We start from the raw sequence: 24,096 nt of genomic DNA, 5'->3' as shown, positions 1-24,096 counted from the left end.
TTCTGGGCCTGAAGTGATCAGGCCCAGTGACAGCGCATCAGAAACTTTCCCAGTTAACCTTGTCTGCACCGGTGGCATTCAGTTGCGGTCTTTTTAACACAGGCGATGCATAGCTCACGGCTACAGGGGACGATACTGCCACCTGCGTGACGCTCTCGTTAACTTTGAACGTTGACACCAGTCTCGACAACGTTTCCGCCTGCTCCTGTAAAGATTTGGATGCAGATGAAGCTTCCTCAACCAGGGAGGCGTTCTGCTGCGTGACCTCATCCATCTGGCCGATAGCCTGGTGCACCTGCTCAATGCCTTTGCTTTGCTCGGCTGTAGCAGCGGCAATTTCATTAACCAGATCGGCAACCTGCTGAATAGCATGGCCCACGTTATCGGAGTTACTGCCTACGCTTGTTGCCTGCGTCAGCCCCTGTTCAACCTGCGAAACAGACGTGGTGATTAACTCTTTAATTTCACGAGCCGCGGATGACGAACGTTGTGCCAGATTGCGAACTTCTGATGCCACGACCGCAAAACCACGGCCATGCTCACCCGCACGGGCAGCTTCAACGGCGGCGTTAAGGGCCAGAATATTCGTCTGAAATGCAATACCTTCGATCAGCCCTGTGATATCAGATATTTTGGCTGAGCTACCGCGAATTTCATCCATCGTGGTCAGCATCTGACTCACGGCTTCGCCGTTCTGCCTGGACAGTTTATTGGCGTTATTGGCCAGGTTGCTGGCCTGGACTGCGCCCTCGGCATTTTGCCGTACGGTATCGCTGAGCGTAGCCATACTAACCGATGTCTCTTCCAGCGAGGCGGCCTGTTGCTCAGTGCGAGATGACAAATCTTCGTTGCCAGCCGCAATCTGCGTCGATCCTGTGCTGACGGATTGCGCCGCATGATTGACTGACAGCAGCGTAGTCGATACACGCTTAAGCAGATCATTAAACGCCATAGCCGTTTGACCAATCTCATCCTTTCTCAACACCGGCGCTAAGCGTGTCAGATCCAAATTGCTGCTCACTTCAGCCATGGTATCTTTGATGCTGGTAAGGCTACGTTTAATGCCAACAATAATATTTATTGAGAACGCACCGAGCAGCAAAATAACCAACAGTGAGGCACAGGTCATCATCCAGACGGTCTTAGAATAAATCTGATTATTCTGTGCTCTGAGTGCATCACCAATCTGAATGTTCAGCTCAATTTGTTTAGTGAAATCAGACTCCATTTTACGTGCGGCAGCGCCAATGCCATTGTCACTTTGCAGGAGAGAAAGTGACAGTTCATTATTATGGCTACGTGACGCAGCAAGAAAAGCAGGTAACGCGCTGCGGACCGCATCGAGGTTACGATTGGCCCCAACGGTCATTTCTTTATCTTCATCACTGGAAATATCATTCGCCATATAATAATCATTTAATGACTTGATGTTATTAATAATGGTATTAATTTTTTGTTCTGCTTCAGCCTGCTTAGCGCTGTCTGTCGCCGTCTGATGGCGATACAGGGCCAGCCCCAGTTGGTTAGTTGCGCTAATTGACTTATTCAGATCTTTAATGCTGGGAATAGCATTAACCTGAACATATTCAAAGCGCGACTGAAAGCCCGAAATCACAGATAAAGAAACAGCAACAAGCGCACAAAGTGATAAAGCAAGCAAAGAAAATGCCAGCACTAAACGCTGCGTGATTGTCATAGAAAAAACTCCCCCGGATAGGTAAAAACTACAATTATTTTCACAGGCCTTTATCGGCAAATAACTAACCGGCTTTACAACGTAATTTTATTTCCAGAACCTTGAAAAAAAGAAAACAGCGACTATGGCGGGATATTTTGTCACTAACAGAAACTATAGGGTTAAATGTGAACAGGTTGTTTCATTAAAATATAAATCCATGATAATAAGCGCATATTGCTACGCACCGCCTGTGCGTTAAAATAGAACGTTCTCCATAATGACAACCGCAGTTCGTGCAGCTAAGGTAGCGGTTTTTACACAGAGATAATGATGGAAAGGTTATTCGTTTATGGCACTTTGCGCCCGGGCCACAGTAATGCCCACATTCTCGACAGGGTCGGAGGCAACTGGCAGGCAGGCTTTGTAAGCGGCATTTTCTATCCTCAGGGGTGCGGGGCAGCCGCAGGCTTTCCTGGTCTGGTGCTGGATAGCCGAGGTCCGCGCGTTGAGGGTTACGTTTTTAGTTCTGATAATCTCTTATCATACTGGCCCATGCTGGACGAATTTGAAGACGGGTACGATCGCCTCAGGACGGAAGTGACTCTTGAAAACGGTGACACTGTCACCGCTTACGTCTATCAACTGCAACCGCAATGCACACCGCCGCGCGCATAAACAGCTAATGCGCGTTTGTCAGCGCTTTACGCCTGAACCACTGCATGGGGCGGGCAAACATTACCAGGTTACCGCTTAAAATCAGTAGCAAGCCGGCCACACTATGACTTTGCCAGGTATAGCCTTCAAAAAGTGTGGAGAACGATAACGCGACCAGAGGGAACATAAGTGTGGTGTAGGCGGCTTTGCCCGCACTTGTGCGTTTGATCAGGGTGAAATAAGCCCAGAAAGCAATGACGGAACCAAACACCGCCAGGTAAAGTAAGGCACCGAGATAAGTGAAGGTCCATTGCGGTGAGAAGCTGGCACCACGAATAATAGCGATAAGGCCCATAACGAGGGCACCATAAAACATGGCCCAGGCGTTGGTGGTCATCGTCTCAAGATGCCGACGCTGATGGCGCAGGCTGATCATATTGCCTAATGAAAAACCAAAGGTACCCAGTGCTGACAGCCCCATTCCCATGAGCGCGGTACTGTTCCAGTCGCTGATATGCAGATCGTGCCAGAACAGGACGACCATGCCGGTTAATCCCAGTGCGGCGGCAAACCAGAAACGGGGGCGTGGGCGCTGGCCAAAGAAAATATAACTGTTTACCGCGTTATAGAGCACGGCCATCGAAAAAATCACCGACTCCTGGCCTGTATTAATGTAAGCCGCAGCCGTGTAAAAACACCAAAAATTAAAGCAAAACACACAGCATCCCTGGATCAGACAAAACAGATGGTCCTGCCATGCCAGGCGGCGCAGGCGTCCCAGCAGCGTTAACAGGATCAGCATAATGACGCTGGCGATGGCAAACCGCCAGAATACCGAAACCGTGACATCTACAGGCCCCTGCTGTAAAAAAATAGCGATCCAGGTTGTTCCCCAAATCACGACCACAATGGCGTAAAGTATTGCGTTCATCGTTATCCCTCTGCCTCAGACTCTCTTCACTGTGACGTAATCGCGAGGGGTCGGCTTTCATCATGTTGCGGTCGGGTTGCAAAATCTTGCGCATTTTAGCGTGATACATCTGGCTACCTGACGTCTGTCATCCTAGACTGGACCTCTGTTTATCAAGCGGAAGCATGCCATGTCTCGCGTTTACGACACCTTTGAAACACTGCGTCAAAAAAAGGCCGTGCTGCGGGAATCGGTGATACTTAATTCGGGCATCCGACTGGCCGCCTGGCACAACAAACAAGACCGCGTTACCGTTAACAGCAATCATCATACGCTCAGCCTGTATATTGCTGATGGTTATGAGAGTTACCACAAAACGGCAAACGGATGGCGCAACGGCGGCGGACCGAATAAATTTTGCCTGATGCCGCAGCACAGTGAATCGACCTGGGATGTACGCAGCGATCTCTCCTTCGTGCATCTCTACTGCACAGATGAGCACCTGCGAGAGGTCGGTGAAAAGATTTGGGATCGCAGCCCGGCCTCGTTATCCCTCGATGAAAAGATTTTTGCCAGTGATGACACGATTACGGCGTTGTATCGCCAGTTTTTACTTAGCTGCGACTGGCAGCAGCCAGCCAATCAGCTGATGCTGAGCACCGCCAGCACGTTGTTGTTAACCCATCTGATTCAACACTATTCGTGTGTCCAGTGGCGGCTTCCCTCTGTCACGGGCGGACTTGCTCCCTATGTGTTGCGCAATACCCTGGCGTTTATTGATGCGCACCTGGCTCTGCCCCTTACTCTGAACGTTCTCGCCAGCCAGGCCAGTCTGAGTGAATATCATTTTGCCCGGATGTTTCGTCAGTCACTCGGCGTTGCACCTCACCAGTACGTGATGAAGCGCCGGATGGAAAACGCGCGTCAGATGATCGTATCGACATCATTGTCGTTAACCGAGATTGCACTGGAGAATGGTTTTAACTCACTGAGCCATTTCAGTAACCGGTTTAAGCAGGTGACCGGATCGACGCCGTCGCAGTTACGCATGGCCAGCGGCCCTCAATTGTTGTGAATCGTCTCAGTCATGGACGAAGCACCCCGCGAGTTAACCTAAACCAATCCTCACACATTGGCGGTTCGTGCTTTGACGCATTGTGTAACCTGATTACACTACGTGCAGATTCATTCGGACGCCCTGTGACGGGATAACCTTCTTTTCACCCTCCGGTGAGTAAAACGCTTTCGTGATGGTTTTGCTCGCCCAGGGGCGACAGCAGGCTTCCCGTCGCGATGACTGGCCTTTTGTCCGGTTAATCATGAATCAGACCATAAGGACCACCGTCATGTTTATGTTCAAAAATGCGCTATTCCCGCCTCCCGGATGGACGGCATCCTTGCTGTAAGGCATCCGTAAAGCGTTTTTAAACGCGGAACGGCAATGCGGCACCCCTGCCTTGCACAACGGAACCACACCACTGACGTACTGGCAGACCTCACGCTGTTCCTGTGACGCGCTAACCCCTTTTTGAGTGAGGCGGCTTTACGCCTTTACCGGAAACCGGTGAGCCCCTGCTCTGCCTGAAGCCATGAAACAGACCTGTCCTGCCCCGATTTGTTGCTTTCTGCACAGTAGGGTCAGGCGCTCATCATTAACCAGGGAGGAATACTATGAATCGTTCATCCGAAACCGCGATAACCCTGATCTTTCTTTTTGTCGGCTTTATCGTGATGTCGGCAGGTATTTGGCAAATACTGACGCAGTGAGGGAAGGCAATGCGCAAGTTCACGCTTAACCAGATTTTTATTCAGGTTGTTGCCATAGCGGCCATCCTCATCCTGCTGACGATCGTGATTCGTTAACCACTCAGGACCAGACATTACCTGCGTCTGGTCCGTCAGATACCGGACCCGGTGGGCGCAGCGTAATGCCCACGACGGTGCCTGAGAACCCATTAAATTTTCTGGTCAAACATCCACTTTCGCGGAACACACGTAACCAACCCCCATAAAACCTTCGCTTTCATAATCTTGCTCAACACCGCGCTATGCCTTATGCGCTACCGTCTGCTGGCAAAGGCTGAACGCCCCTGCAACCTTTTAAAAACCCTTAACAATTCATACTTTCTTTCAACGTCTCAGGGAATAATTATGAATGTATGCCACACTTTTTTTATTGGGGACTGGCCGTAATCATGACGATGAGTAACGCGATGGCAACGAAAAATACTGAACTGACCGGATACCGTGAAGGCGCAAAGGTGATTGTAGTCCACCCTGTGCGCAACCAGATTGATGCGATCACTGGCGTGGTTTATTCGCAGATTACAACGCTACGATCGGTCAGACCGCTTCACATGTCATTACTGGTGCCCCGCACCGATGCAGTCAAACCCGCAATTGTTTATTTTCCGGGCGGGGGGTTTACCAGTGCCGACCATGAGAAATTTATTCAGATGCGCATGGCGCTGGCAGAAGCCGGTTTTGTTGTGGCCGCAGCTGAATATCGTGTTGTACCGGATACCTTCCCTGCGCCGGTTGTTGACGGGAAAGCGGCCGTACGCTATCTGAGACAGCACGCAGAAACGTACGGTATCGATCCTCATCGTATTGGTGTTTTAGGCGATTCGGCAGGAGGCTGGCTGGCACAAATGCTGGGCATGACAAATGGTCAGACCGCTTTCGATCAGGGTGATTTCACAGAAACATCATCTGACGTCCAGGCCGCCGCCACGATTTACGGTATTTCAGATTTACGCAATATTGGTGAAGGCTTCTCTGAAGAGAATCAACAGGTCCATGCCTCACCGGCCGTCACTGAAGCCCTTTTGATTCATGGACCGGCCTTCCACGATTTTGCAGGCGCGTCTGTCATGGATGATCCTGATAAAGCCCGTCAGGCAAGTCCCATGGGCCATCTTGCGAACCCCAAACCGCCTTTCCTGATTATGCACGGTGACAAAGATTCACTCGTTTCACCGCATCAAAGTGCGCAACTCTTTGATGCGCTGAAAAAGGCAGGTGATAAGGTTGAGTACGTCGTGGTGAAAGGTGCAGAACATGGTGATGAGGTCTGGTATCAACCTGACGTCATCCGCCTGGTTGTGAACTGGTTTTCAGAGGTGCTGCACCCTGATACACGAACAGGCAGCAAGAGCACAGCCAATTTAAACGACAATTTGTAATGCACCAGGCAAACCACTTTATGTGGTTTGCCTGGTCATCAGACTGCTGACACGTCAGCCATCAGGTCAGCGACAGTCTGTTTTGCCCCTTTGTCCAGTAGATGGAGATAGGACTTAACCACCTGCTGCACAAAACAGGGATTATCGGGCAGCGTGTGGCCGAATATAGCTTCCAGTCCTAACAGCGCTTTTACCCTCGCCTCCCCTTCTACGCTGCCGTCAACGGCGGTTCGTATAGACGCCAATAAAGGATCGCAGACCTCAATCTCTTTTCCCTGGTCATCCTTACCGCTGACATAGCGCATCCATGCGGCAATACCTAATGCAAGCAGATCAAAACGGCTGCCGCGCTTGAGGTGCCAGCAAACGGAATGTAACCAACGTTGCGGTAACTTCTGGCTGCCATCCATCGCAATTTGCCAGGTACGATGCTGTAGCGCGGGATTTTCATAGCGTGCAATCAGCCGATCGGCATAATCGATCAAATCAACGTTCTTAACGGTCAGCGTCGGTGCCTGTTCTGTCAACATTAAGCGTCGTGCAGCAAGGCGAAAGTGCGGGTCCTGCATACAGTCATAAATATGCTCATAACCCGCAAGGTTGCCCAGGTAAGCCAGAAATGAATGGCTGCCGTTCAACATACGCAGTTTCATCTCTTCGTAAGGCAGCACGTCTTTGACTAACTCTGCACCGGCTTTTTCCCATGCCGGCCGCCCTGCGACGAAATTATCCTCAATAACCCACTGGCGAAAGGGCTCACAGGCTACCGCGACGGGATCGGCCACCTGAATAAGCGCCGCGATCGCGTCAAGACTCTGCGGATTCATCGCCGGTACGATACGGTCCACCATGGTTGAAGGGAACGTCACCTGCTGTTCAATCCAGTCTGCCAGGTCGTTGTCACGTTGTCGGGCAAAAGCACGCACGACCTGACCGATCACTTTTCCGTTTTCTGGAATATTGTCGCAGGACAACACAGTAAACGCAGGCAGACCAGCAGCCTTGCGACGCGCCAGTGCTTCAACGATGATCCCTGGCGCAGAAAGCGGCTGGTGAGGCTGAGCCAGATCAGCGACAATCTGAGGATGGTCGCGCATCAGCTCGCCCGTTGCCGGTGAATGACAATAGCCTTTCTCGGTAATCGTTAAGGAAACGATGGCAATTTCGGGCTGACACAGGGCGTGAAGTACGGCTTCGGTTCCATCGACCTGAGCGTGAAGCGCCTGCTTCACCACACCAATTACGCGCCCTTCCCAGCCATGAGCCGACATTTCTGCCACGCTGTACAATAATCCCTGACGTTTCAGATCGGCAATCTGTTGTTCCCCGCCGATGAGATTAACTTCGACGTAGCCCCAGTCGCTGTTATGTTCTGCTGCAAGAACATCGGCATAGACCGCCTGATGAGCCCGATGAAAAGCACCGAATCCAAGATGGACAATACGCGGGACGAGCTTATTCCTGTTCCATTTTGGAACCGTCGCCTTCGCATTCAGTAGGGTAGTTTGCATTTCTTTCTCACCTTATTTTTTATTAGCTGCGTGGACACTGACGTTAAATAACGGCAGCACCTGGAGATCGCCTTGATGTTTTCCTGTGCGGCGCCGTTTGGATCAAGCGCCTGAGAACACCACGGCAAAAGGAAAGTTTTTAAAACAGAATTGGTGCGGGAAGCCTATCGTCAGCGGCAGAATTGTTCCACTACCATACCAGTTATAATTAAAAAATGTGATGAATGGCAATTATGTCTTTTGGCAAAATTGTATTAATTAACAAAGAAAATAAAAATCATAACTTCTTTATAACTATAAATATTAATGGCACTACAGAAGAATTAACCTTCGAACAGGCTGATGCGTATTAGCACGCTGTTTTGCGATGCGGGTGAATAACCAAAATTTAAAAAAATCCGAAAGAATGCTTTTAAAAAGGGCCGACCTCATCAGGCGTCATGTATAAAAAGACTTAATCGCACCAATGGGTTTAAGAGCACTCGGGTTTGAGGGTGAGCTATTTCGCTACGGACAAAACGGAAATCAGGCAGAAACTCAACGCCGTATTTGACTGGCGGGACATTAACGCTGAACGCTTTTTATTCCCCCATCTGGCGTTATTCGACGTGTACGTGGTAAGGCTGTCAGTTATGCCTCTGTGGAGCCGGAGCATTTTGGAAACCAGCCCGATACGGTGCTGTATTGATATTGCACCCGCATGCGATGACAGACACCCGTTTCCCGACGCGTCGCTGTATTAAGGTTATATCGGTTCAGGTGCCTGTTTTATCGCGAAGGTTTGCACAGCCGCCCAGAAGCCGTATGCAGGGCAACGCAATCATGTCACCCTGAGCCTCCCTTCCCGCACAACGCTATGCTTGCGTAATTTGCAGCGCCATATCAATCGAGATAGCCATACTTTCGGGATTCGCTTTACCGGTCCAGGCAATGTTAAAGGCCGTGCCATGATCGGCTGAGGTGCGCAGGAACGGTAAGCCTGCGGTAATATTTACGCCGTCGTAGAAGCCCAACAACTTGAGCGGAATATGGCCTTGATCATGATACATAGCCACAACGATGTCATACATGCCCTCATTGCATTGCATAAATACGGTGTCCGGCGGGCACGGGCCATAGACGTTTATGCCCTGCGCCTTCATCGCGTCAATCGCCGGTGTCAGCACGCGAATTTCCTCATCTCCGAACAACCCATTTTCACCCGCGTGTGGGTTAACGCCCGCAACCGCAATACGCGGCTGGCTATAACCGACCCGGCGCAAAAACGTATCGGCAATTCTGATTACCGTTTCAACGCGCGCCTGGCTGAGCGTATCCAGGAATGTCCGCAGAGAAATATGCGTGCTGACGTGGATCACTTTGAGTTTATCGGTGTAGAGCACCATCGAATAATCTTTGGTGTCAGTTAATTTTGCCAGTAATTCCGTATGACCCGGATAATGATGACCGGCCATATGCAGCGCTTCTTTATTTAGCGGAGCCGTCGCAATCGCTTTCACATCACCGCGCATCGCCATTTCTGTTGCACGTTTGATGCATCGATAAGCCACATCGCCCGCTTCAGGCTGCACAACCCCACACTGTAGTGCCTCCGGATGTGCCACTTTCTCATCGATAATATGAATAACGTCGGGCATAAAGGTGGCTTCGGACACGTTATTAATGACGTTTAATTCCGCCTGCGGCGTTATGTTCATTGCCAGTATGCGGCGGAACGTTTGTACACAACCGATAACCACAACGGGCGAACCCGCTAACGCGCCCTCGGTTAAGGCCTTAATAATAATTTCAGGACCGATCCCAGCCGGATCGCCCATCGTAATCGCCACAACATTCGTCACTTATTTTCTCCTCAACGACGCTCAAAATTTTTGAAGGGGGAGATTCATTACCCAAACACCGGCTTTCGTTAATCCCGCCTGACGTCAGTCACAACCGGATGCATGCCCACCAGGAACATATTCCGCCGCCCTTCTGTGCCGCGTTGCGTCCGGGCCGAGACGGTTGCAGCAGCCCATTTAGCCATCCCTGACGCCTTGTCGCTAAAATCAGCCCAGCGTGCAAACCCGCACTGCCGTCGTTGAGCGATTTCACTCATCCGGTCAACGGTCAGAGATATGGCCCTCTTGTTTTGTCGCCCCATGTTGTCAAAAGCGCCTGAAGATCAGAGCCACAACGCACCTCATCAGTTTTTGCCCCTCACCTTAATGATTATATTCAATCACATTCGATTATATGTGAGCAAGATCAATTTAATAAAGCGCCATTTTATTTATAAATTTAGCCAGTGAGTGAGCGAAGTTAAGCGGAATGAAGAATTTCAGTCATTTATGGGGAGACAGACGTGGCATTAATTAACAGCACAATATTGAGCGGTTCCGACGCGATAAAGGCACTGACGCCGGTCGTCGCGGACAAACAACACCTGCTGGTTTTAACAGACAAGAACATTGTAAATTTGCCCGCGACCACGCAAATCCTGACATTGCTCAGTCAGGATGGCCGTCACGTTAAACTGATCGATGATGTTCCGGCAGAACCCACGCATACCGATGTTGAAGCGGTGCTGTCGCGTACAGCAGGTAAAACGTTTGATTTAGTGGTGGGCATTGGCGGTGGAAGCGTACTGGATGTGGCGAAGCTGCTTTCTGTGTTATGTCACGTTGCGTCACCCTCCCTTAAGGCGCTGCTTGATGGCGGGAAAATTACAGCCCGTTTACCCTCACTGCTTATTCCCTCGACGGCGGGAACGGGTTCGGAAGCAACGCCCAATGCTATTCTGGCTATCCCTGAAAAAAACACCAAATCAGGCATCATTTCCCCTGTGATGCTGCCGGATTATGTCGCATTAATTCCAGAACTGACCACCAGCATGCCTGCGCATATCGCCTCATCAACGGGCATTGATGCACTGTGCCATTTACTGGAATGTTATACCGCCACCATTTCGAACCCTGTGGGTGACAACGTTGCGCTGATGGGCCTGCATAAGCTGTTCCGGAATCTGGAAACATCCGTCACTGAACCGCATAACCTGAACGCGAAGCTGGAAATGCTATGGGCTTCTTATTATGGCGGCGCGGCAATCGCGCACGCCGGCACCCATCTTGTTCATGCGCTTTCGTATCCTCTGGGAGGCACTTATCACCTGCCTCACGGCGTCGCCAATGCCATTCTGCTGGCACCCTGTATGAAAGTGGTGCGCCCGTTTGCCATCGACAAATTTGCCACTGTCTGGGACCTGATTCCGGGCGCCGATATCACATTGACCCCGGAAGAAAAATCGCACGCGCTGGTCGACTATCTCGCCAAATTAGTTAAACGGCTCAATCTGCCGGATAACCTGGAAACATTAGGCGTGCCGTCAGGTGATATTGATGCGCTGAGCGAATCTGCACTCAATGTGAAGCGTTTAATGAACAATTCACCCTGCGCTGTAAGTCATCAGGATGTGGCCGATATTTACCGGACCCTGTTCCCTAAAATTTAACCGCCGAAAGGAGTGGGTAAAGATGAAAAAAATAGAAGGTGTACTTACAGCGATTGTGACGCCTTTTACTCAGGAAGGTGATCTTTATCTTGATGAACTGAAACGCCAGGTTACCCGACAACTCAATGCCGGTAACGGTATTTTTTGCGGAGGCACAAACGGTGAGTTCTTTGTTCTCAACGAAAAAGAAAAGCTTACTGTTACAGAAACCTGTGTTAACGAAGTGTCGGGGCGGGCAAAGGTTGTTGCCCATATTGGTGAGATATCGACCCGGGACACCCTTCGCCTGGGTAAACAAATTGAAAAGCTGGGCGTGGATGCGGTTTCAGTAATCACGCCCTATTTTGTGCCGTTAAATCAACGCGAACTGATTAACCATTACACGGCAATTGCGGATGGCCTTTCCGTACCGGTTTTTCTGTACAACATTCCGGCCAGAACAGGCAATACGATTGAACCAGAAACCGCCCGCACCCTTGCTGCCCATCCCAATATCATTGGTGTAAAAGACAGTGCCGGAAGTTATGAAAGCCTGCGCGACTATCTGGACGCGGTAAAAGAATGCGATAACTTTGACGTGCTTAACGGCCCCGATTCACTTATCCATCAAGGCTTTGTTGAAGGGTGCTCTGCCTGTATATCAGGCCTGGCTAACGTTGCACCGCACCAGATAAATGCGATCTGGTCACGCTTTCATGCCGGCGATATTGACGGATCACGTCAGGCGCAGGAACAGGTCACAGGGTTACGCACCGATCTTTATAAGGTCGCCTTTTCACCTGCAGCAGTAAAAAAAGCGCTACAAATTTTAGGCCATAACGTGGGCGAGAGCCGTTATGCCATTCATTTTGACGCTGCGCAGAAAGAGGAAATTCGCAGAATCATTAAGCTGTACCTGAAATGATAATAAGAATTTATAAATTTTAAATACCGGGAGCATAAAGCGCTCCCCGAATTTATCTTGCTCTATCTGAGGCTATAATGAAAACATTCAACGCTCAGGACACCCTGATAATTATCGGCATTGTATTGGCATATATTCTTTTTACCACCTGGCTGACATTCCGGTTACGTAGTAAAAACGCGGGCGATTTTATGGAAGGCTCAAGAGCCATGCCAGCCTTTATTGTAGGCATTCTGCTGATGTCAGAATATATCGGTGCAAAATCGACTATCGGCACGGCTCAGGCCGCCTTTGAAGGTGGGATTGCCGCGTCCTGGTCAGTCATTGGCGCCGCTATTGGCTTTCCCCTTTTTGGCATGATTCTGGTGAAACGCATTTATAATACCGGTAAAATTACCATCTCGGGTGCGATTGCTGAAAAGTACGGTAACAGCACCAAGAATATTATTTCACTGATCATGATTTATGCCCTGCTTTTAGTCAATGTGGGAAATTATGTCAGCGGTGCGGCGGCAATCGCCACTGTATTACACGTGACATTGCCGGTTGCCGCTTTTATTACGGCTGTAGTCAGTACGTTCTATTTTGCCTTCGGCGGTTTAAAAGGAATCGCCTGGGTCACCATGCTACACAGCGCGCTGAAATATTTTGGTATCCTGGCTATTCTTTGGTTTGCATTGTCACAAACGGGTGGCCTCAAGCCTATGATCAATGAAATGCCCGCTTATTACTGGACCTGGGACGGTAATATCGGCGCGTCAACCATTGTCGCCTGGCTTATCGGGACGATTGGCTCGATCTTCTGCACCCAGTTTGTCATTCAGGCTATCTCGTCGACCAGAAGTGTGAAGTCGGCGCAGCGCTCGACCTGGATTGCCTTTCTGTTCTGTATGCCGATTGCGTTGGCGATTGCCGTTATCGGTGTGGCAGCCAAATATCTCCACCCCAATATTGACAGCCTGTATGCATTGCCGGTGTTTCTGCAGGATATGAATCCCTGGCTGGCTGGTCTGGTAACGACCTCACTAGTTGCCTCTATATTTGTCAGCGTCAGTACCGTTGCCCTGGCTATCGCGTCACTGGTGGTGAAGGATTTCTATGTGCCTTATTTCAAACCCACGACAGAGCAGGAATTTAAAACCACGCGCTGGTTGTCGCTGCTGATTGGCTTTCTGCCGCTGATCTTTGTCCTGTTTGTCCCTGAAGTTCTGAAACTGTCCTTTTTTACCCGAGCGATTCGCCTGTCTATTACCGTTGTCGCGGTCATTGCCTTCTATGCCCCGTTCTACAGAAGTACTCGCGGTGCCAATGCCGGCCTGATTGGTGCGTGTGTCGTGACCTCAGTCTGGTATCTGGCAGGCGATCCGTTCGGTATTAATAACATGTATATCGCGCTACTGACGCCCGCATTGATCATGGCGATTGACCATATGATCCCCAGCAAAGCCAGAACCGCAGCGGCTGAACACGCCAGAGCTGCCGCAGGAAAAGGAGAATAAAATGACTGTAACCGTAACGCGCGATGGCATCCTGACGCCATGGGAAAAAGATGACCGCGTACTGACCGCAATGCTGCCTTCGTCATGCCCACAGAACCACGCCGCCAATATTTTACCGCTGCACGATGGTTCCCTGCTCTGCGTCTGGTTTGGCGGCACACAGGAAGGCATAGCCGATATCTCTGTCTGGTGCTCACGCTTACCTGCAGGCAGCCATATCTGGAGTGAGGCGGTAAAACTGTCTGACGATCCAACCCGTTCTGAGCAGAATCCCGTTCTGTTCCTCGCGCCCGATAACGTGCTGTGGCTATTGTGGACCGCACAGCTGTCCGGTAATCAGGATACGGCGATTGTCCGCTACCGCCAGTCTGGCGATCTGGGTAAAACCTGGGGGCCCATTGACACGTTACTGGATAAACCTGGCACCTTTATCCGTCAGCCCATCACCGTGCTGGAAAACGGCAACTGGTTACTCCCGGTGTTTTACTGCCGCACACAGCCGGGTGAAAAGTGGGTGGGTAACGACGATATCAGTGCGGTGAAGATTTCATCCGACCAGGGTAAAAGCTGGCGGGATGTGGTTGTGCCGGAAAGCCTGGGGTGCGTGCATATGAATATCACTGCCCTGCAGGATGGTTCGCTGGTTGCCCTTTACCGCAGCCGTTGGGCAGACAATATCTATCTCAGCCGATCCACCGATGGTGGTGAGAGCTGGACAGCGCCTGAAGCCACAGTGTTACCTAACAACAATTCGTCAATTCAGGTGACGACGCTGCAAAGTGGCGAACTGGCGCTGGTGTTTAATAGCATGAGCGCAGCCGGGGCAACGGAACGTCGCGCGTCACTCTATGATGAGATCGATGACGGTGACGGCAGAAAGGAGCCTGAAGCAACCGGACGAAGCGCTTTCTGGGGGGCACCACGCGCCCCAATGACTGTCGCAATTTCCGCCGATGGCGGCAAAACCTGGCCCTGGCAGAAAAACCTGGATGAAGGTGACGGTTACTGTATGACAAACAATTCTCAGGAAAAACTGAACCGTGAGTTTTCCTACCCGAGCATTAAACAGGATGCACAGGGTACCTTACATATCGCGTATACCTATTTCCGCCAGGCGATTAAATATGCGCGCGTCACACCCGACTGGGTGAAGGAGTAAGCAGATGATTATCGGCAATCTGAACGCCCTGCCGCTGGCAGGGTTACCCGAACCCTTACTGGCTCTGCTCCGGTTACCCGACTGTTCTCTTGAAGCACTGGCCGCAAGGGATATCGGTAGATGGCAGCCGGAAAATGCAGCGTGGTTTTGCACGATTCAACAGGCCACCACCCAGGACGCCACACTGCGTCATACGGAATACCACCATCTTTGGACTGACATTCAGGTGATGCTGGAGGGTGAAGAGGTCATTCATGCTGGCACCCAGTCCATTGCCAGGACCGGAGATGAAGAGCACAAACCCGATTTGTATATCGCGCAGCCAGAACTATTACCGGTTAGCATCACTTTGCGTAAGGGAGACTTTGCGGTCTTTTTGCCCGGTGAACCCCATCAGGCCCTGTGTGCCGCAGGCGCGCCAGTAGCCGTTCGTAAAGCCGTCTTTAAGGTACCGAAATCGATGTCAGGAGGTTGAGATGCGTCACGCTATCGTTACAGGCTACAGTTCTGGCATCGGCAAAGCGATTACTCAGGATTTATTGCAAAAGGGCTGGAAAGTTACGGGGCTGAGCCGGACGCAGGGCGAGGCCACCTTACCCAACCTGAACGGCATCGCCGTTGATCTCACTGATGCCGATCAACTCAGGTCGGCAATCAGCGGGCTTGAAACGCCGGATGCGCTGATTCACGCCGCAGGAATGATCGTCGCCGCCCCGCTGGGCGAACTGGACGGAGCGGCCAGCAAACGCTTGTGGTCGTTGCACGTTCACGCAGCCGAAGTACTGATCAATCACTTTGCGCCAACGCTTAAGCCAGGCAGCAGGATCGTCATTATCGGCAGTCGTACCTCGCGCGGTGCCGCCAATCGCTCGCAGTATGCGGCAACCAAAGCGGCGCTGGTTGGCATGGTCCGCTCATGGGGAATGGAACTGGCTCCTCGGCAAATTACGGTGAATGTTGTCGCTCCCGGCGCAACCGAAACGCCGATGCTGACCAAACCTGAACGGGCCTCATCCGCCCCCATCCTGCCGCCAATGGGACGCCTGATTCAGCCAGAAGAAGTGGCTTCACTGGTGAGTTATTTACTCAGTAAACGCGCTGCTCCCATCACAGGGCAGGAGCTGGTGATATGTGGAGGCGCTTCACTTAAAGCCTGATTCGCCGCGTGGTTAAACCCGCGTTTACCGGCTGGTTTAACCACGGCTGTCGCGCTTATTCAGGTGAAATGACGTGAGCCCTTCCCCTTTTTTATTCACATTACGTCACGGGCTTTGCCCGCATAGCGATCTAAAACTCTTCCGGCTCGCCGGGTAGCGGTTCGGTCAGTTCCTGCCCTTTCACACCCGCGTACGTGATAATCAGTTCAGCAGGACTTTCCAGCGTAAAACCACGATGCGCACTGTTGATGGTTTCATTCAACGCTTCACCAGCCTGAAAAGTTTGCTGCTCACCCGTTTCTTTATCCTCCACCACTAACGTCCCTGAAAGGACAAACGCTGCATTGGGCATCGGATGAGTATGCCAGGGCAAGGCGGTTTGCGCCGGAAGGGTTAAGCGTATGACTGTCAGTTCGGGTTGTCCCTGCGGATAAGCGTCAATATGTTGGCCATTCCATGCCTGGCAACTTTTGAGCAGCGTTACCGCCTTAATTTCTGATGCTGATGCGTTATCGCTGTTTTCACCTGACATCGTTTCTCCTGATAATGACGCCCCGGGCCGGGCTGAGTGACTCGTTTAAAAATAGCTGATAATTCGCCAGCACACTTAATATCAGCAATTGAAAGGCGGCGGAGACAGCGATAACAGCGCTGATGTTTTTTTATCCCAATCAGAGCATGATGGTTATATCTTATAGCGACGCGTAAGTACGCAATACCGTGAATTTGTATTAGGCTTTCGGCATCAAATACTGACGGGAATCCCTACACATGAAAGGTTTATTGACGGCGCTAATCGCCAGTTCCGTATTATTATTGTCCGCCTGCTCGCCTGATAACGATCATAAAGTGAAAGTGGCTATTAATACGGGTCCTGATGAAGCCATCTGGAAAGAAGTACAGAAAGTAGCCAAAGATAAGTATCAGCTGGATGTTGAAGTGCTGAACTTCAATGATTATGTTTTGCCCAATGAAGCACTGAATAATAAAGAAGTGGATGCGAACGCCTTTCAAAGCCTGCCTTACCTTGAAGAGCAGTCAAAGGAGCGCGGCTATAAATTTGCCGTTGTGGGCAAAACGTTTGTTTTCCCTATCGCTGCCTATTCGCACAAAATTAAAAATATCAGTGAGCTGAAGGATGGCGATACCATTACGATATCAAATGAAGCCACCACGCTTGGACGCAGCCTGCTGCTATTACAGGCTCAGGGGCTGATTAAGCTAAAAGACGGTGTGGGTTATTTACCAACATCGCTGGATATTACCGATAATCCCAAACATCTGAAGCTGGTCGAAGTGGATACACCACAGCTTACCCGCACGCTGGACGACCCAAACGTCACCCTTTCCATTATTAATACCAACTTCTCTGCGCAGGCAGGGTTATCTGCTCATCGCGATGGTTTGTTTATGGAAAGCGCCTCTTCGCCGTACGTTAACGCCCTGGTTTCACGTCAGGACAATAAAGACAGCGATAAGATTCAAAAGCTGAAAGCTGCATTTCAGTCTCCTGAGGTCGCAGCAAAAGCAGAAGACGTTTATAAAGGCGATGCCATTAAAGGTTGGTAAATCCGATAGCCTGGGGCAAGCCGCGCAGCAGGCGGCCTGTTCCAGGCATAACGTGCCGTCAGGCGGCAGCGCCTTTGGTTTGTGCGGACAAATGCCCGGCCCATAAGCTGGCAATCCACCGGACCCCTTTCGTGGTAAACCGCGCCTGTGAGAAAGTATGCTGATTTTCTGCCGTTCCTGCGTGCAGGGTAAAGTAACCCGCCTGCAGATGGTAATGCTGTGGTGTCAGTGCGCCCTTTTCACGGTACATGATATTGCGGTCGAGCAGAAACTGACGAAAATCCGTTTCTTTCACTTTCAGCATTTTACACAGCTGACGAAAACCGAGCGCGGTGTCCACATTCACGAAATCGTCGAAAAAGGCGGCTTTTGGCGCAGATTCGGCCAGTTGCTTTTCTGCAGCACGGCGCTGTTCAAACTGCTCCGCCCAGGCGCGGGCCGCCTCGGCGGGATTCGTGAAATCAGGGAGATGAACGCGTTCTTCACGCGCCTGCCAGCGATCAAGCGCTTCCGCGGTAAAGCCAGGCGAAAGCCGGGCCACCGCCAGAAGGGAATCGCGTTTATTCAGGTGATATTCCTGGCGCATTTCGCCCTGGTGTTCATAGAGATTGACCAAAAGTGGCTGGGACAGGCGCTGTGCCGTTTCAAGGCTTTTGATTAACCGTTTAACTTCACCATGTGTATTTCCGGTCATTTGAGCAATTTCCCGGCTACTCATTGTGATGGCATGATCCGTTGCGTTGAAAGTTTCTGTCGACATCATCATGGGCTTTACCCCCTAATCATTCCAGACAACACCCAGCGGGCAGTGGAATAATTATACAATTACCTGTTTAAATATCCAGTATTATTTTTAAGCAACATCATAAATGGAATGCGTTACACAATCGAACAGCGATCGCGATACCGGAGGCACGCAAAGCATGGTCCTGCGCTTTTCACCTTGCCAGGGAACCCGGGGCACACGCGAAAGACCGCAAAAGCGAGTGAAAGGTAAGCACACGGGGTTTACATCGGTTTATACTGTCCGCTATTCATCACTGAATTCAGCCGGATACTGCTGTCCGGCAGCGGGATCGATGTCTTTATGATGTGTGACTGGCAATGGTACGCATCAGAGAATTTATAGTCATTCGGGAAGATGAGCGCATCTGCCGATCTCTCAGGAACCGGATGTCACGTTGACTGGAGTAAGTTATGCAACCGTTAAGAGTCGCCTTCATCAAGGCAAACTGGCACAGCGAGATTGTTTCTCAAACCCTGGCTGGATTTCAGCAGGAAATGGACAACAGCAGCACGCCCTGTGAAATCAAAACCTGGGATGTGCCTGGCGCCTTCGAAATGCCGTTACTGGCACAACGCCTGGCACAAACCGGTAAGTTCGATGCAATCGTCTGTGCGGCTCTGGTCGTGGATGGTGGCATTTACCGCCACGATTTTGTCGCTCAGGCCGTCGTGAACGGACTCATGCAGGCACAACTGGCCACCAACGTGCCCGTGTTTTCCGTCTCACTGACACCCCATAATTTTCAGCCTGCCGATGAATTCATTCGCTTCTACACCGAGCATTTTGTGAAAAAAGGCAAAGAAGCGGCACGCGCAGTCCGTCAGATTCACGCCATTTCACTGTAAACGCACGTGGTTTTGTCTGTTTAACAGTCTGTTTATCACAGCCAGGCGGCGCGCTTATCCAGAGTGCCGCTATTTCAGGAGACAGTATGGAAGCCCCACGCCAGCCTTTACCACCGTTTACCGATGAACAACAGGCCATAACGAAAGTGCGTCTGGCCGAAGATGCCTGGAACAGCCGCGACCCCGAACGCGTTTCACTGGCTTACTCGCCTGACAGCGTCTGGCGAAATCGCGATATCTTCCTGAGCGGACGTAGCGAAATCGTGGCGTTTTTGCGCGAGAAATGGCAGCGAGAAGCCGAGTATCGGCTGATAAAAGAGCTGTGGAGTTTTCACTCAAACCGCATTGCGGTTCGGTTTGCCTATGAATGGCATGACAGCGCGGCAAACTGGTTTCGTTCTTATGGCAATGAAAACTGGGAATTTGACGAGAATGGCTTCATGGTCAGGCGCCACGCCAGCATAAACGATGTGGCGATTGCCGAGAGTCAGCGTTTGTTTCACTGGCCTCAGGGCCGCCGACCGGACGACCATCCTTCACTCAGTGATCTTGGCCTGTAGGCAATTTCCGTGAAACATGTCTGAGATCCACCTGACGCACCTTCTCGCGTCGGGTGAGACAGAAAAGAACAGCACCATATTGTCTGAACCGTTCACCTTCAGGCTGTAAACAGCAGCCCTGACTTTCACACTACCTGGGCATTTTAGTTCCGGCAAGGCTGTTCACGCCGACAATTCAGGTCAGTCACATCGGACTGACCCTCCCGCCTGATGCCTTAACCTTGTTCCTGCGCAGCGTCGTTTGATTTAGGCTGCTCAACAAAGGTCGCTTTATTGCGCGTCACCGTGTAGGCCACTTTTTTCACGTCGTTAGGTGACGTTGTCACCTCAAGGGGATCAATGGTTACGCGTCCCAGACCAAATAAGGTACGGACGTAACCGCCGACTTCATGTTTACCCGCCGGGACATGCAGGACTTTACTTTCGCCATTCGGCAATTCGCCAGCATCTTTACCATCCACGGTCAGGTAAATATGGGAACCGTCGTCAGCACGCGTAATCACATGAGAGACATCAATCTGCGTTTGTCCTTCGGCAAAAGCGTCAGCAGGATTGGCGGCAGGCTGCTTTTTAGCGCAGCCTGACAAGGCAGTGGCGACCGCGAGTGCGGCAAACAGATAACGATAACGCATTGTGGCTGTGTGACTCCCTGACAAATGAGCACGTTATTTTAGCGATTTCAGAGCATGATGGAAGCCCGCAGGCGCTCGGCATGCTCTGAATTTTGTCAGTAAGCAATGCGAAGAGTAACGAGAAACGGCCTGACTGAACAGAGGTCGCCTGGCACAAGCGTGCCAGGCCTGATCGCGATCAGCTAAAGACCATTCCGCCATCAACCAGGATAGACTGGCCGGTAATATAATCCGAGTCCGGTCCTGCGAGGAAGGCTACACAGGCGGCCACATCGTCGGGCTCGGATAAACGGCCCAGTGTGATTCTTTTGGCGAAGGCCTCGGTACCATAACCTGCAGGCTGACCTGCGGCTTCGGAAATTTGCCGATCAATTTCTGCCCACATGGGGGTTTTGACAATGCCCGGACAAAAACCGTTTACGGTAATGCCCGCCGGGGCGAGATCCCGGGCTGCCGTTTGGGTCAGACCGCGCACGGCAAACTTACTCGAACTGTATATCGCCAGTTCAGGATTTCCGACGTGGCCAGCCTGGGAGCAGGCATTAATGATCTTTCCGCCGTGCCCCTCCGCTGCAAAGGCTTCAACCGCGGCCTGCATCCCCCAAATCACGCCTTTCACGTTGACGTTGTAGACTTTATCAATGATGTCTTCCGTGATGTCCTGAACAGGCGTGGACGGCGCAATCCCGGCATTATTGACAATGACATTAAAGTCGCCCAGCACTTCACGTGCCTGCTCAACCGCGTGAAAAACCTGATCACGCTTTGATACATCAACCTTGATGGCTAATGCACTGCCCTGCGCTTTTTTAATTTTTTCCGCGACCTGAGAAGCGGTATCAAAATTAAAATCCGCTACCGCAACGGCAAAGCCATCTTTCGCCAGGCGTAACGCAATGGCCTCACCAATGCCCTGGCCCGCACCTGTTACCAGCGCCACTCGATTTTTCATCATCATGTCCTCCGTTCCTTCGTGATTAAAGAAGCTGACTCAGATGGAGTTGTCCCATCAAAAGGGGGTTATCCGCATAATCCACCGGTACAGCCACAACCGCCGGCCCCTGCACATCCATTGCTTTACGCAGTGTCGGCTCAAGTTCAGCTGCGCTGGTCACCGCAAACCCCGCGGCGCCAAACGCCTCGGCATAGGCTTTAAAATCAATGGGCCCAAAATTGACACCGGACACACGTTGATATTTTTTCTCTTCCTGCATCGCCACCATGTTGTAGGCATTGTCGACCCAGATAATGTGCAGGATATTGGCGTTGAGCCTGACCGCCGTTTCCAGCTCCATACTGGACTGGAGAAAACCGCCATCCCCTGATACCGACACCACTTTACGTGACGGATCGACAAGCCAGGCACCGATAGCCCAGGGCAGCGCAACGCCCATGGTTTGTTGTCCGTTAGAAATCATGATTTGACGCGCACGGAAGCTGTAGAGGTAGCGGGCAATCCAGATATGAAAACTGCCCATGTCCACGGTAAGACTAACGTCACTGTTGATGATGTCCTGCATCGCCCGGACAATACGCAGGGGATGAAGTGCAAACTGATTCAGACTGGCCCCCTGAAGCGCCAGTAACTGTCGCTGTTGTTGGCGATCGTCCAGTATGCTGGCAGCCTGCTGACTAAGTTGTAAGGGTGAGGTTATCCGCGTCGCCAGCTTGCCCACGGTTGCCGCGATATTCCCCACTAACTCAGCATCAGGTATATAGCGGTTGTCGGTTTCCGCCGGGACGACATCGATATGAATTAACGTCGCATTACCGGTATTCCACATCGCCGGTTCGTACTCAACCGGGCTGTAGCCAATCGTGATAATCAGATCCGCCTGCTGGAGGAGTTTGTCACCGGCCTGGTTGTTGAAAAGACCCACGCGGCCAGCAAAACGGGAAAAGTGCTCCTGACGTATCGCGCCTGCTGCCTGATAGGTGCTGGTAACAGGGATATGGCTGCGGTTTAACAGATCGTGAATGGCCTCGCTGTTCTCAGGCTGGCTTGCCATCAGGCCAAGCAGAATCACCGGATTTTTTGCTTTGGCTATTTCACGACTGACCGCATCAATCATGACGTCGGGTGCCGCCCCCAGGGTGATACCGCCTTTGCTGGCCAGGACTTTGCCCGTCACCGGCTGGTCGACAATATCCTGTGGCAGGCTGACAAACGCACCGCCTCCGCGACCATGCTCCGCATGGCGAAAGGCATTTGACACGCATTCAGCCAGTGCGGAGGGATCGGTCACCTCTACCGCATATTTTGTGACCGGGCGGAACATCGAGACGGTATCCAGGCTTTGGTGGACCTGCTTGGCGCTGTCAGAGCGTTTGACGGCGCCCCCCAGCGCCACAACCGGATCGCCTTCACTGGTCGCGGTCGCCATACCGGTCACCAGATTGGAGCAACCAGGACCGGAGGTGACCAGCGCCACCCCTGCTTTTCCGGTCAGTCTGCCCACCGCAGCGGCCATAAACGCAGCATTGGCTTCATGCCGCACGGGAATGGTCTGAACAGACGAATCCAGCAATGAATCAAAGACTTTATCGATTTTTGCACCCGGAATACCAAACACATGGCTGACGCCCTGTGCTTCCAGTTGCGCGACAACCAGGTCGGCGCCGCAGGTCCAGAGGGTTGTATCTGAGAGGGTTTTCATATTCAGGCCTCGTTATTAGCTTTCGACAGAACGGATAGCGTCATCCAGGTTTTCGGGCGTCAAATTGGCGTGCAGGAAATCACTGTTTTCCGGCAGGTCGATGACCAGCTTGCTGATGGCGCCAAAGGTCAGCGTGCCCTCTTCAAGCACGTAGTCGAGAATGTGACCGCCTCCGGTTCTGTCGTCGGTGATAAAATGTTCGTGGTACCCGGCGACGTTGATGCCCTGCATGTACTGTGGCGTACGGAACCCGATAAGCTCACCGCTGCGATGAGAAAATTCAAAGATGGGCTGATTGCCGAGCACTTCTGGCATCGAGCGGTATGGGCGGCACTGACACGGAACGGTACGGGTTTGTACCGATGAAAAGTGGCCGCTGACACGTAAGGCACAGAACTGATTGTCCGAGGTGATTTCACTGTCAATTAACTGGTGCAGCTCATGACGTGGAACAGCACGTTCGAAAGTGTGTTTATGCTGAGGCTGGAAGAAGGTCATAACCGCAAAGGGCGTTTTCTGCTCAGGATGGGCAGGACGGGCGCTGCCATCCGCCCGTAACTGATAAACATTGCTGTCGAATGCAATCAATTCTCCGTCGAGCTGGTTGAACGTGCCCAGGCCAAAGTCGCCCTTACGCAGTAAATCTGCAATTCGGGTTTCACCTTCGTAAACACCGCTCAGAAGTGCACTCATCAAAGAGGTTTGATACATAACACTTTCTGGCATATTTTTTTGCAGTTTGTTCACCGTATCTTTAAGTTGATCCTCGCAGGAACAATCAGTTACAAAATTGCTCATTGGATGCCTCATGGGTTAACTGTTAAGCCGTGTTAACATTATGGTGGTCCCGTTTGCCGACAGAATCCAATAGCAAAACCTGTTAACTTTGAGACGTTTTT

Annotated in this window: 24 protein-coding genes; 14 read left to right on the top strand and 10 right to left on the bottom strand. The window is 51.4% G+C overall.

Features of this window, described 5'->3' with window-relative positions; genetic code table 11:
- Positions 1-37: 37 nt before the first annotated feature.
- The gene (locus tag C1N64_RS21430; RefSeq protein ID WP_033742450.1) at positions 38-1,696 is read right to left on the bottom strand and encodes a methyl-accepting chemotaxis protein; all 1,659 of its coding nucleotides are present in this window, start codon (positions 1,694-1,696) and stop codon (positions 38-40) included.
- Positions 1,697-2,008: 312 nt separating this feature from the next.
- Here C1N64_RS21430 and C1N64_RS21425 point away from each other — a divergent pair, with 312 nt between their 5' ends.
- Entirely contained in the window at positions 2,009-2,353 is a 345-nt protein-coding gene (locus C1N64_RS21425) for a gamma-glutamylcyclotransferase family protein (RefSeq protein WP_033742448.1), read from the top strand.
- 4 nt (positions 2,354-2,357) lie between these two features.
- Here the strand turns inward: C1N64_RS21425 and C1N64_RS21420 are convergent, their stop codons facing one another.
- Entirely contained in the window at positions 2,358-3,263 is a 906-nt protein-coding gene (locus C1N64_RS21420; protein WP_394515569.1) for a DMT family transporter, read from the bottom strand.
- A 169-nt stretch (positions 3,264-3,432) separates the two neighbouring features.
- On the opposite strand from C1N64_RS21420, the gene C1N64_RS21415 reads away from it, so the two are divergent.
- The 4 genes from C1N64_RS21415 to C1N64_RS21400 all read left to right on the top strand — a co-directional run bounded on the left by C1N64_RS21415 (position 3,433) and on the right by C1N64_RS21400 (position 6,427).
- Positions 3,433-4,317 (top strand): helix-turn-helix transcriptional regulator, encoded by an 885-nt coding sequence (locus C1N64_RS21415; RefSeq protein WP_058708894.1) that lies wholly within the window; start codon positions 3,433-3,435, stop codon positions 4,315-4,317.
- Positions 4,318-4,913: 596 nt separating this feature from the next.
- Positions 4,914-5,009 carry a protein MgtR gene (gene mgtR / locus C1N64_RS21410; protein ID WP_110268492.1) on the top strand — a complete coding sequence of 32 codons (96 nt, stop codon included), beginning with the start codon at positions 4,914-4,916 and terminating at the stop codon, positions 5,007-5,009.
- A 9-nt stretch (positions 5,010-5,018) separates the two neighbouring features.
- Positions 5,019-5,105: a magnesium transporter protection protein MgtU gene (gene mgtU, locus C1N64_RS21405; protein ID WP_353247409.1), complete on the top strand. Its 87-nt coding sequence runs from the start codon at positions 5,019-5,021 to the stop codon at positions 5,103-5,105.
- Between the two features lie 332 nt (positions 5,106-5,437).
- Complete coding sequence (locus C1N64_RS21400; RefSeq protein ID WP_394515568.1) at positions 5,438-6,427, top strand: alpha/beta hydrolase fold domain-containing protein; 990 nt, start codon at positions 5,438-5,440, stop codon at positions 6,425-6,427.
- Positions 6,428-6,465: 38 nt separating this feature from the next.
- Here C1N64_RS21400 and C1N64_RS21395 read toward each other — a convergent pair whose 3' ends face one another.
- Together C1N64_RS21395 and C1N64_RS21390 are read right to left on the bottom strand one after the other, a co-directional pair.
- Positions 6,466-7,938, bottom strand: coding sequence for a mannitol dehydrogenase family protein (locus tag C1N64_RS21395; protein WP_394515567.1), 1,473 nt, complete (start codon positions 7,936-7,938; stop codon positions 6,466-6,468).
- Positions 7,939-8,792: 854 nt separating this feature from the next.
- The gene (locus tag C1N64_RS21390) at positions 8,793-9,779 is read right to left on the bottom strand and encodes a D-threonate 4-phosphate dehydrogenase (RefSeq protein WP_394515566.1); all 987 of its coding nucleotides are present in this window, start codon (positions 9,777-9,779) and stop codon (positions 8,793-8,795) included.
- A 503-nt stretch (positions 9,780-10,282) separates the two neighbouring features.
- On the opposite strand from C1N64_RS21390, the gene C1N64_RS21385 reads away from it, so the two are divergent.
- The 6 genes from C1N64_RS21385 (at position 10,283) to C1N64_RS21360 (ending at position 16,147) form a co-directional block, all read left to right on the top strand.
- Positions 10,283-11,428 carry an iron-containing alcohol dehydrogenase gene (locus C1N64_RS21385; protein ID WP_289368323.1) on the top strand — a complete coding sequence of 382 codons (1,146 nt, stop codon included), beginning with the start codon at positions 10,283-10,285 and terminating at the stop codon, positions 11,426-11,428.
- A 22-nt stretch (positions 11,429-11,450) separates the two neighbouring features.
- Complete coding sequence (locus C1N64_RS21380; RefSeq protein WP_367144119.1) at positions 11,451-12,332, top strand: dihydrodipicolinate synthase family protein; 882 nt, start codon at positions 11,451-11,453, stop codon at positions 12,330-12,332.
- 77 nt (positions 12,333-12,409) lie between these two features.
- Positions 12,410-13,831, top strand: a complete 1,422-nt coding sequence (locus C1N64_RS21375; RefSeq protein ID WP_039339478.1) for a sodium:solute symporter family protein — start codon at positions 12,410-12,412, stop codon at positions 13,829-13,831.
- Position 13,832: 1 nt separating this feature from the next.
- Complete coding sequence (locus C1N64_RS21370; protein ID WP_172913187.1) at positions 13,833-14,990, top strand: sialidase family protein; 1,158 nt, start codon at positions 13,833-13,835, stop codon at positions 14,988-14,990.
- A gap of 4 nt (positions 14,991-14,994) precedes the next feature.
- Positions 14,995-15,465, top strand: coding sequence for a YhcH/YjgK/YiaL family protein (locus C1N64_RS21365; protein ID WP_367144117.1), 471 nt, complete (start codon positions 14,995-14,997; stop codon positions 15,463-15,465).
- A gap of 1 nt (position 15,466) precedes the next feature.
- Positions 15,467-16,147, top strand: coding sequence for an SDR family NAD(P)-dependent oxidoreductase (locus C1N64_RS21360; RefSeq protein WP_394515565.1), 681 nt, complete (start codon positions 15,467-15,469; stop codon positions 16,145-16,147).
- 130 nt (positions 16,148-16,277) lie between these two features.
- On the opposite strand, the gene C1N64_RS21355 is transcribed toward C1N64_RS21360, so the two are convergent.
- Positions 16,278-16,679: a cupin domain-containing protein gene (locus C1N64_RS21355; protein ID WP_006121972.1), complete on the bottom strand. Its 402-nt coding sequence runs from the start codon at positions 16,677-16,679 to the stop codon at positions 16,278-16,280.
- A 239-nt stretch (positions 16,680-16,918) separates the two neighbouring features.
- Here C1N64_RS21355 and C1N64_RS21350 point away from each other — a divergent pair, with 239 nt between their 5' ends.
- Positions 16,919-17,716 (top strand): MetQ/NlpA family ABC transporter substrate-binding protein, encoded by a 798-nt coding sequence (locus tag C1N64_RS21350; RefSeq protein ID WP_033742422.1) that lies wholly within the window; start codon positions 16,919-16,921, stop codon positions 17,714-17,716.
- A 58-nt stretch (positions 17,717-17,774) separates the two neighbouring features.
- Here C1N64_RS21350 and C1N64_RS21345 read toward each other — a convergent pair whose 3' ends face one another.
- Positions 17,775-18,482 (bottom strand): phage antirepressor KilAC domain-containing protein, encoded by a 708-nt coding sequence (locus C1N64_RS21345; protein WP_006121973.1) that lies wholly within the window; start codon positions 18,480-18,482, stop codon positions 17,775-17,777.
- A 431-nt stretch (positions 18,483-18,913) separates the two neighbouring features.
- On the opposite strand from C1N64_RS21345, the gene C1N64_RS21340 reads away from it, so the two are divergent.
- Entirely contained in the window at positions 18,914-19,348 is a 435-nt protein-coding gene (locus C1N64_RS21340) for a 6,7-dimethyl-8-ribityllumazine synthase (RefSeq protein WP_006121974.1), read from the top strand.
- Between the two features lie 86 nt (positions 19,349-19,434).
- Complete coding sequence (locus C1N64_RS21335; protein ID WP_394515564.1) at positions 19,435-19,908, top strand: nuclear transport factor 2 family protein; 474 nt, start codon at positions 19,435-19,437, stop codon at positions 19,906-19,908.
- Between the two features lie 215 nt (positions 19,909-20,123).
- On the opposite strand, the gene C1N64_RS21330 is transcribed toward C1N64_RS21335, so the two are convergent.
- The 4 genes from C1N64_RS21330 to budA all read right to left on the bottom strand — a co-directional run bounded on the left by C1N64_RS21330 (position 20,124) and on the right by budA (position 23,995).
- A complete protein-coding gene (locus C1N64_RS21330) occupies positions 20,124-20,540 on the bottom strand; it encodes a hypothetical protein (protein WP_006121976.1) in 417 nt (138 codons plus the stop codon).
- A 178-nt stretch (positions 20,541-20,718) separates the two neighbouring features.
- Complete coding sequence (locus C1N64_RS21325; protein ID WP_033742618.1) at positions 20,719-21,492, bottom strand: (S)-acetoin forming diacetyl reductase; 774 nt, start codon at positions 21,490-21,492, stop codon at positions 20,719-20,721.
- Positions 21,493-21,517: 25 nt separating this feature from the next.
- Positions 21,518-23,197: an acetolactate synthase AlsS gene (gene alsS, locus C1N64_RS21320; protein ID WP_054634025.1), complete on the bottom strand. Its 1,680-nt coding sequence runs from the start codon at positions 23,195-23,197 to the stop codon at positions 21,518-21,520.
- Between the two features lie 15 nt (positions 23,198-23,212).
- Positions 23,213-23,995, bottom strand: coding sequence for an acetolactate decarboxylase (gene budA, locus C1N64_RS21315; RefSeq protein ID WP_033742414.1), 783 nt, complete (start codon positions 23,993-23,995; stop codon positions 23,213-23,215).
- Between the last annotated feature and the right edge of the window lie 101 nt (positions 23,996-24,096).

The sequence above is a fragment of the Pantoea sp. SGAir0215 genome (assembly GCF_043543215.1).
This window is presented reverse-complemented; position numbering and strand designations above follow the sequence as displayed.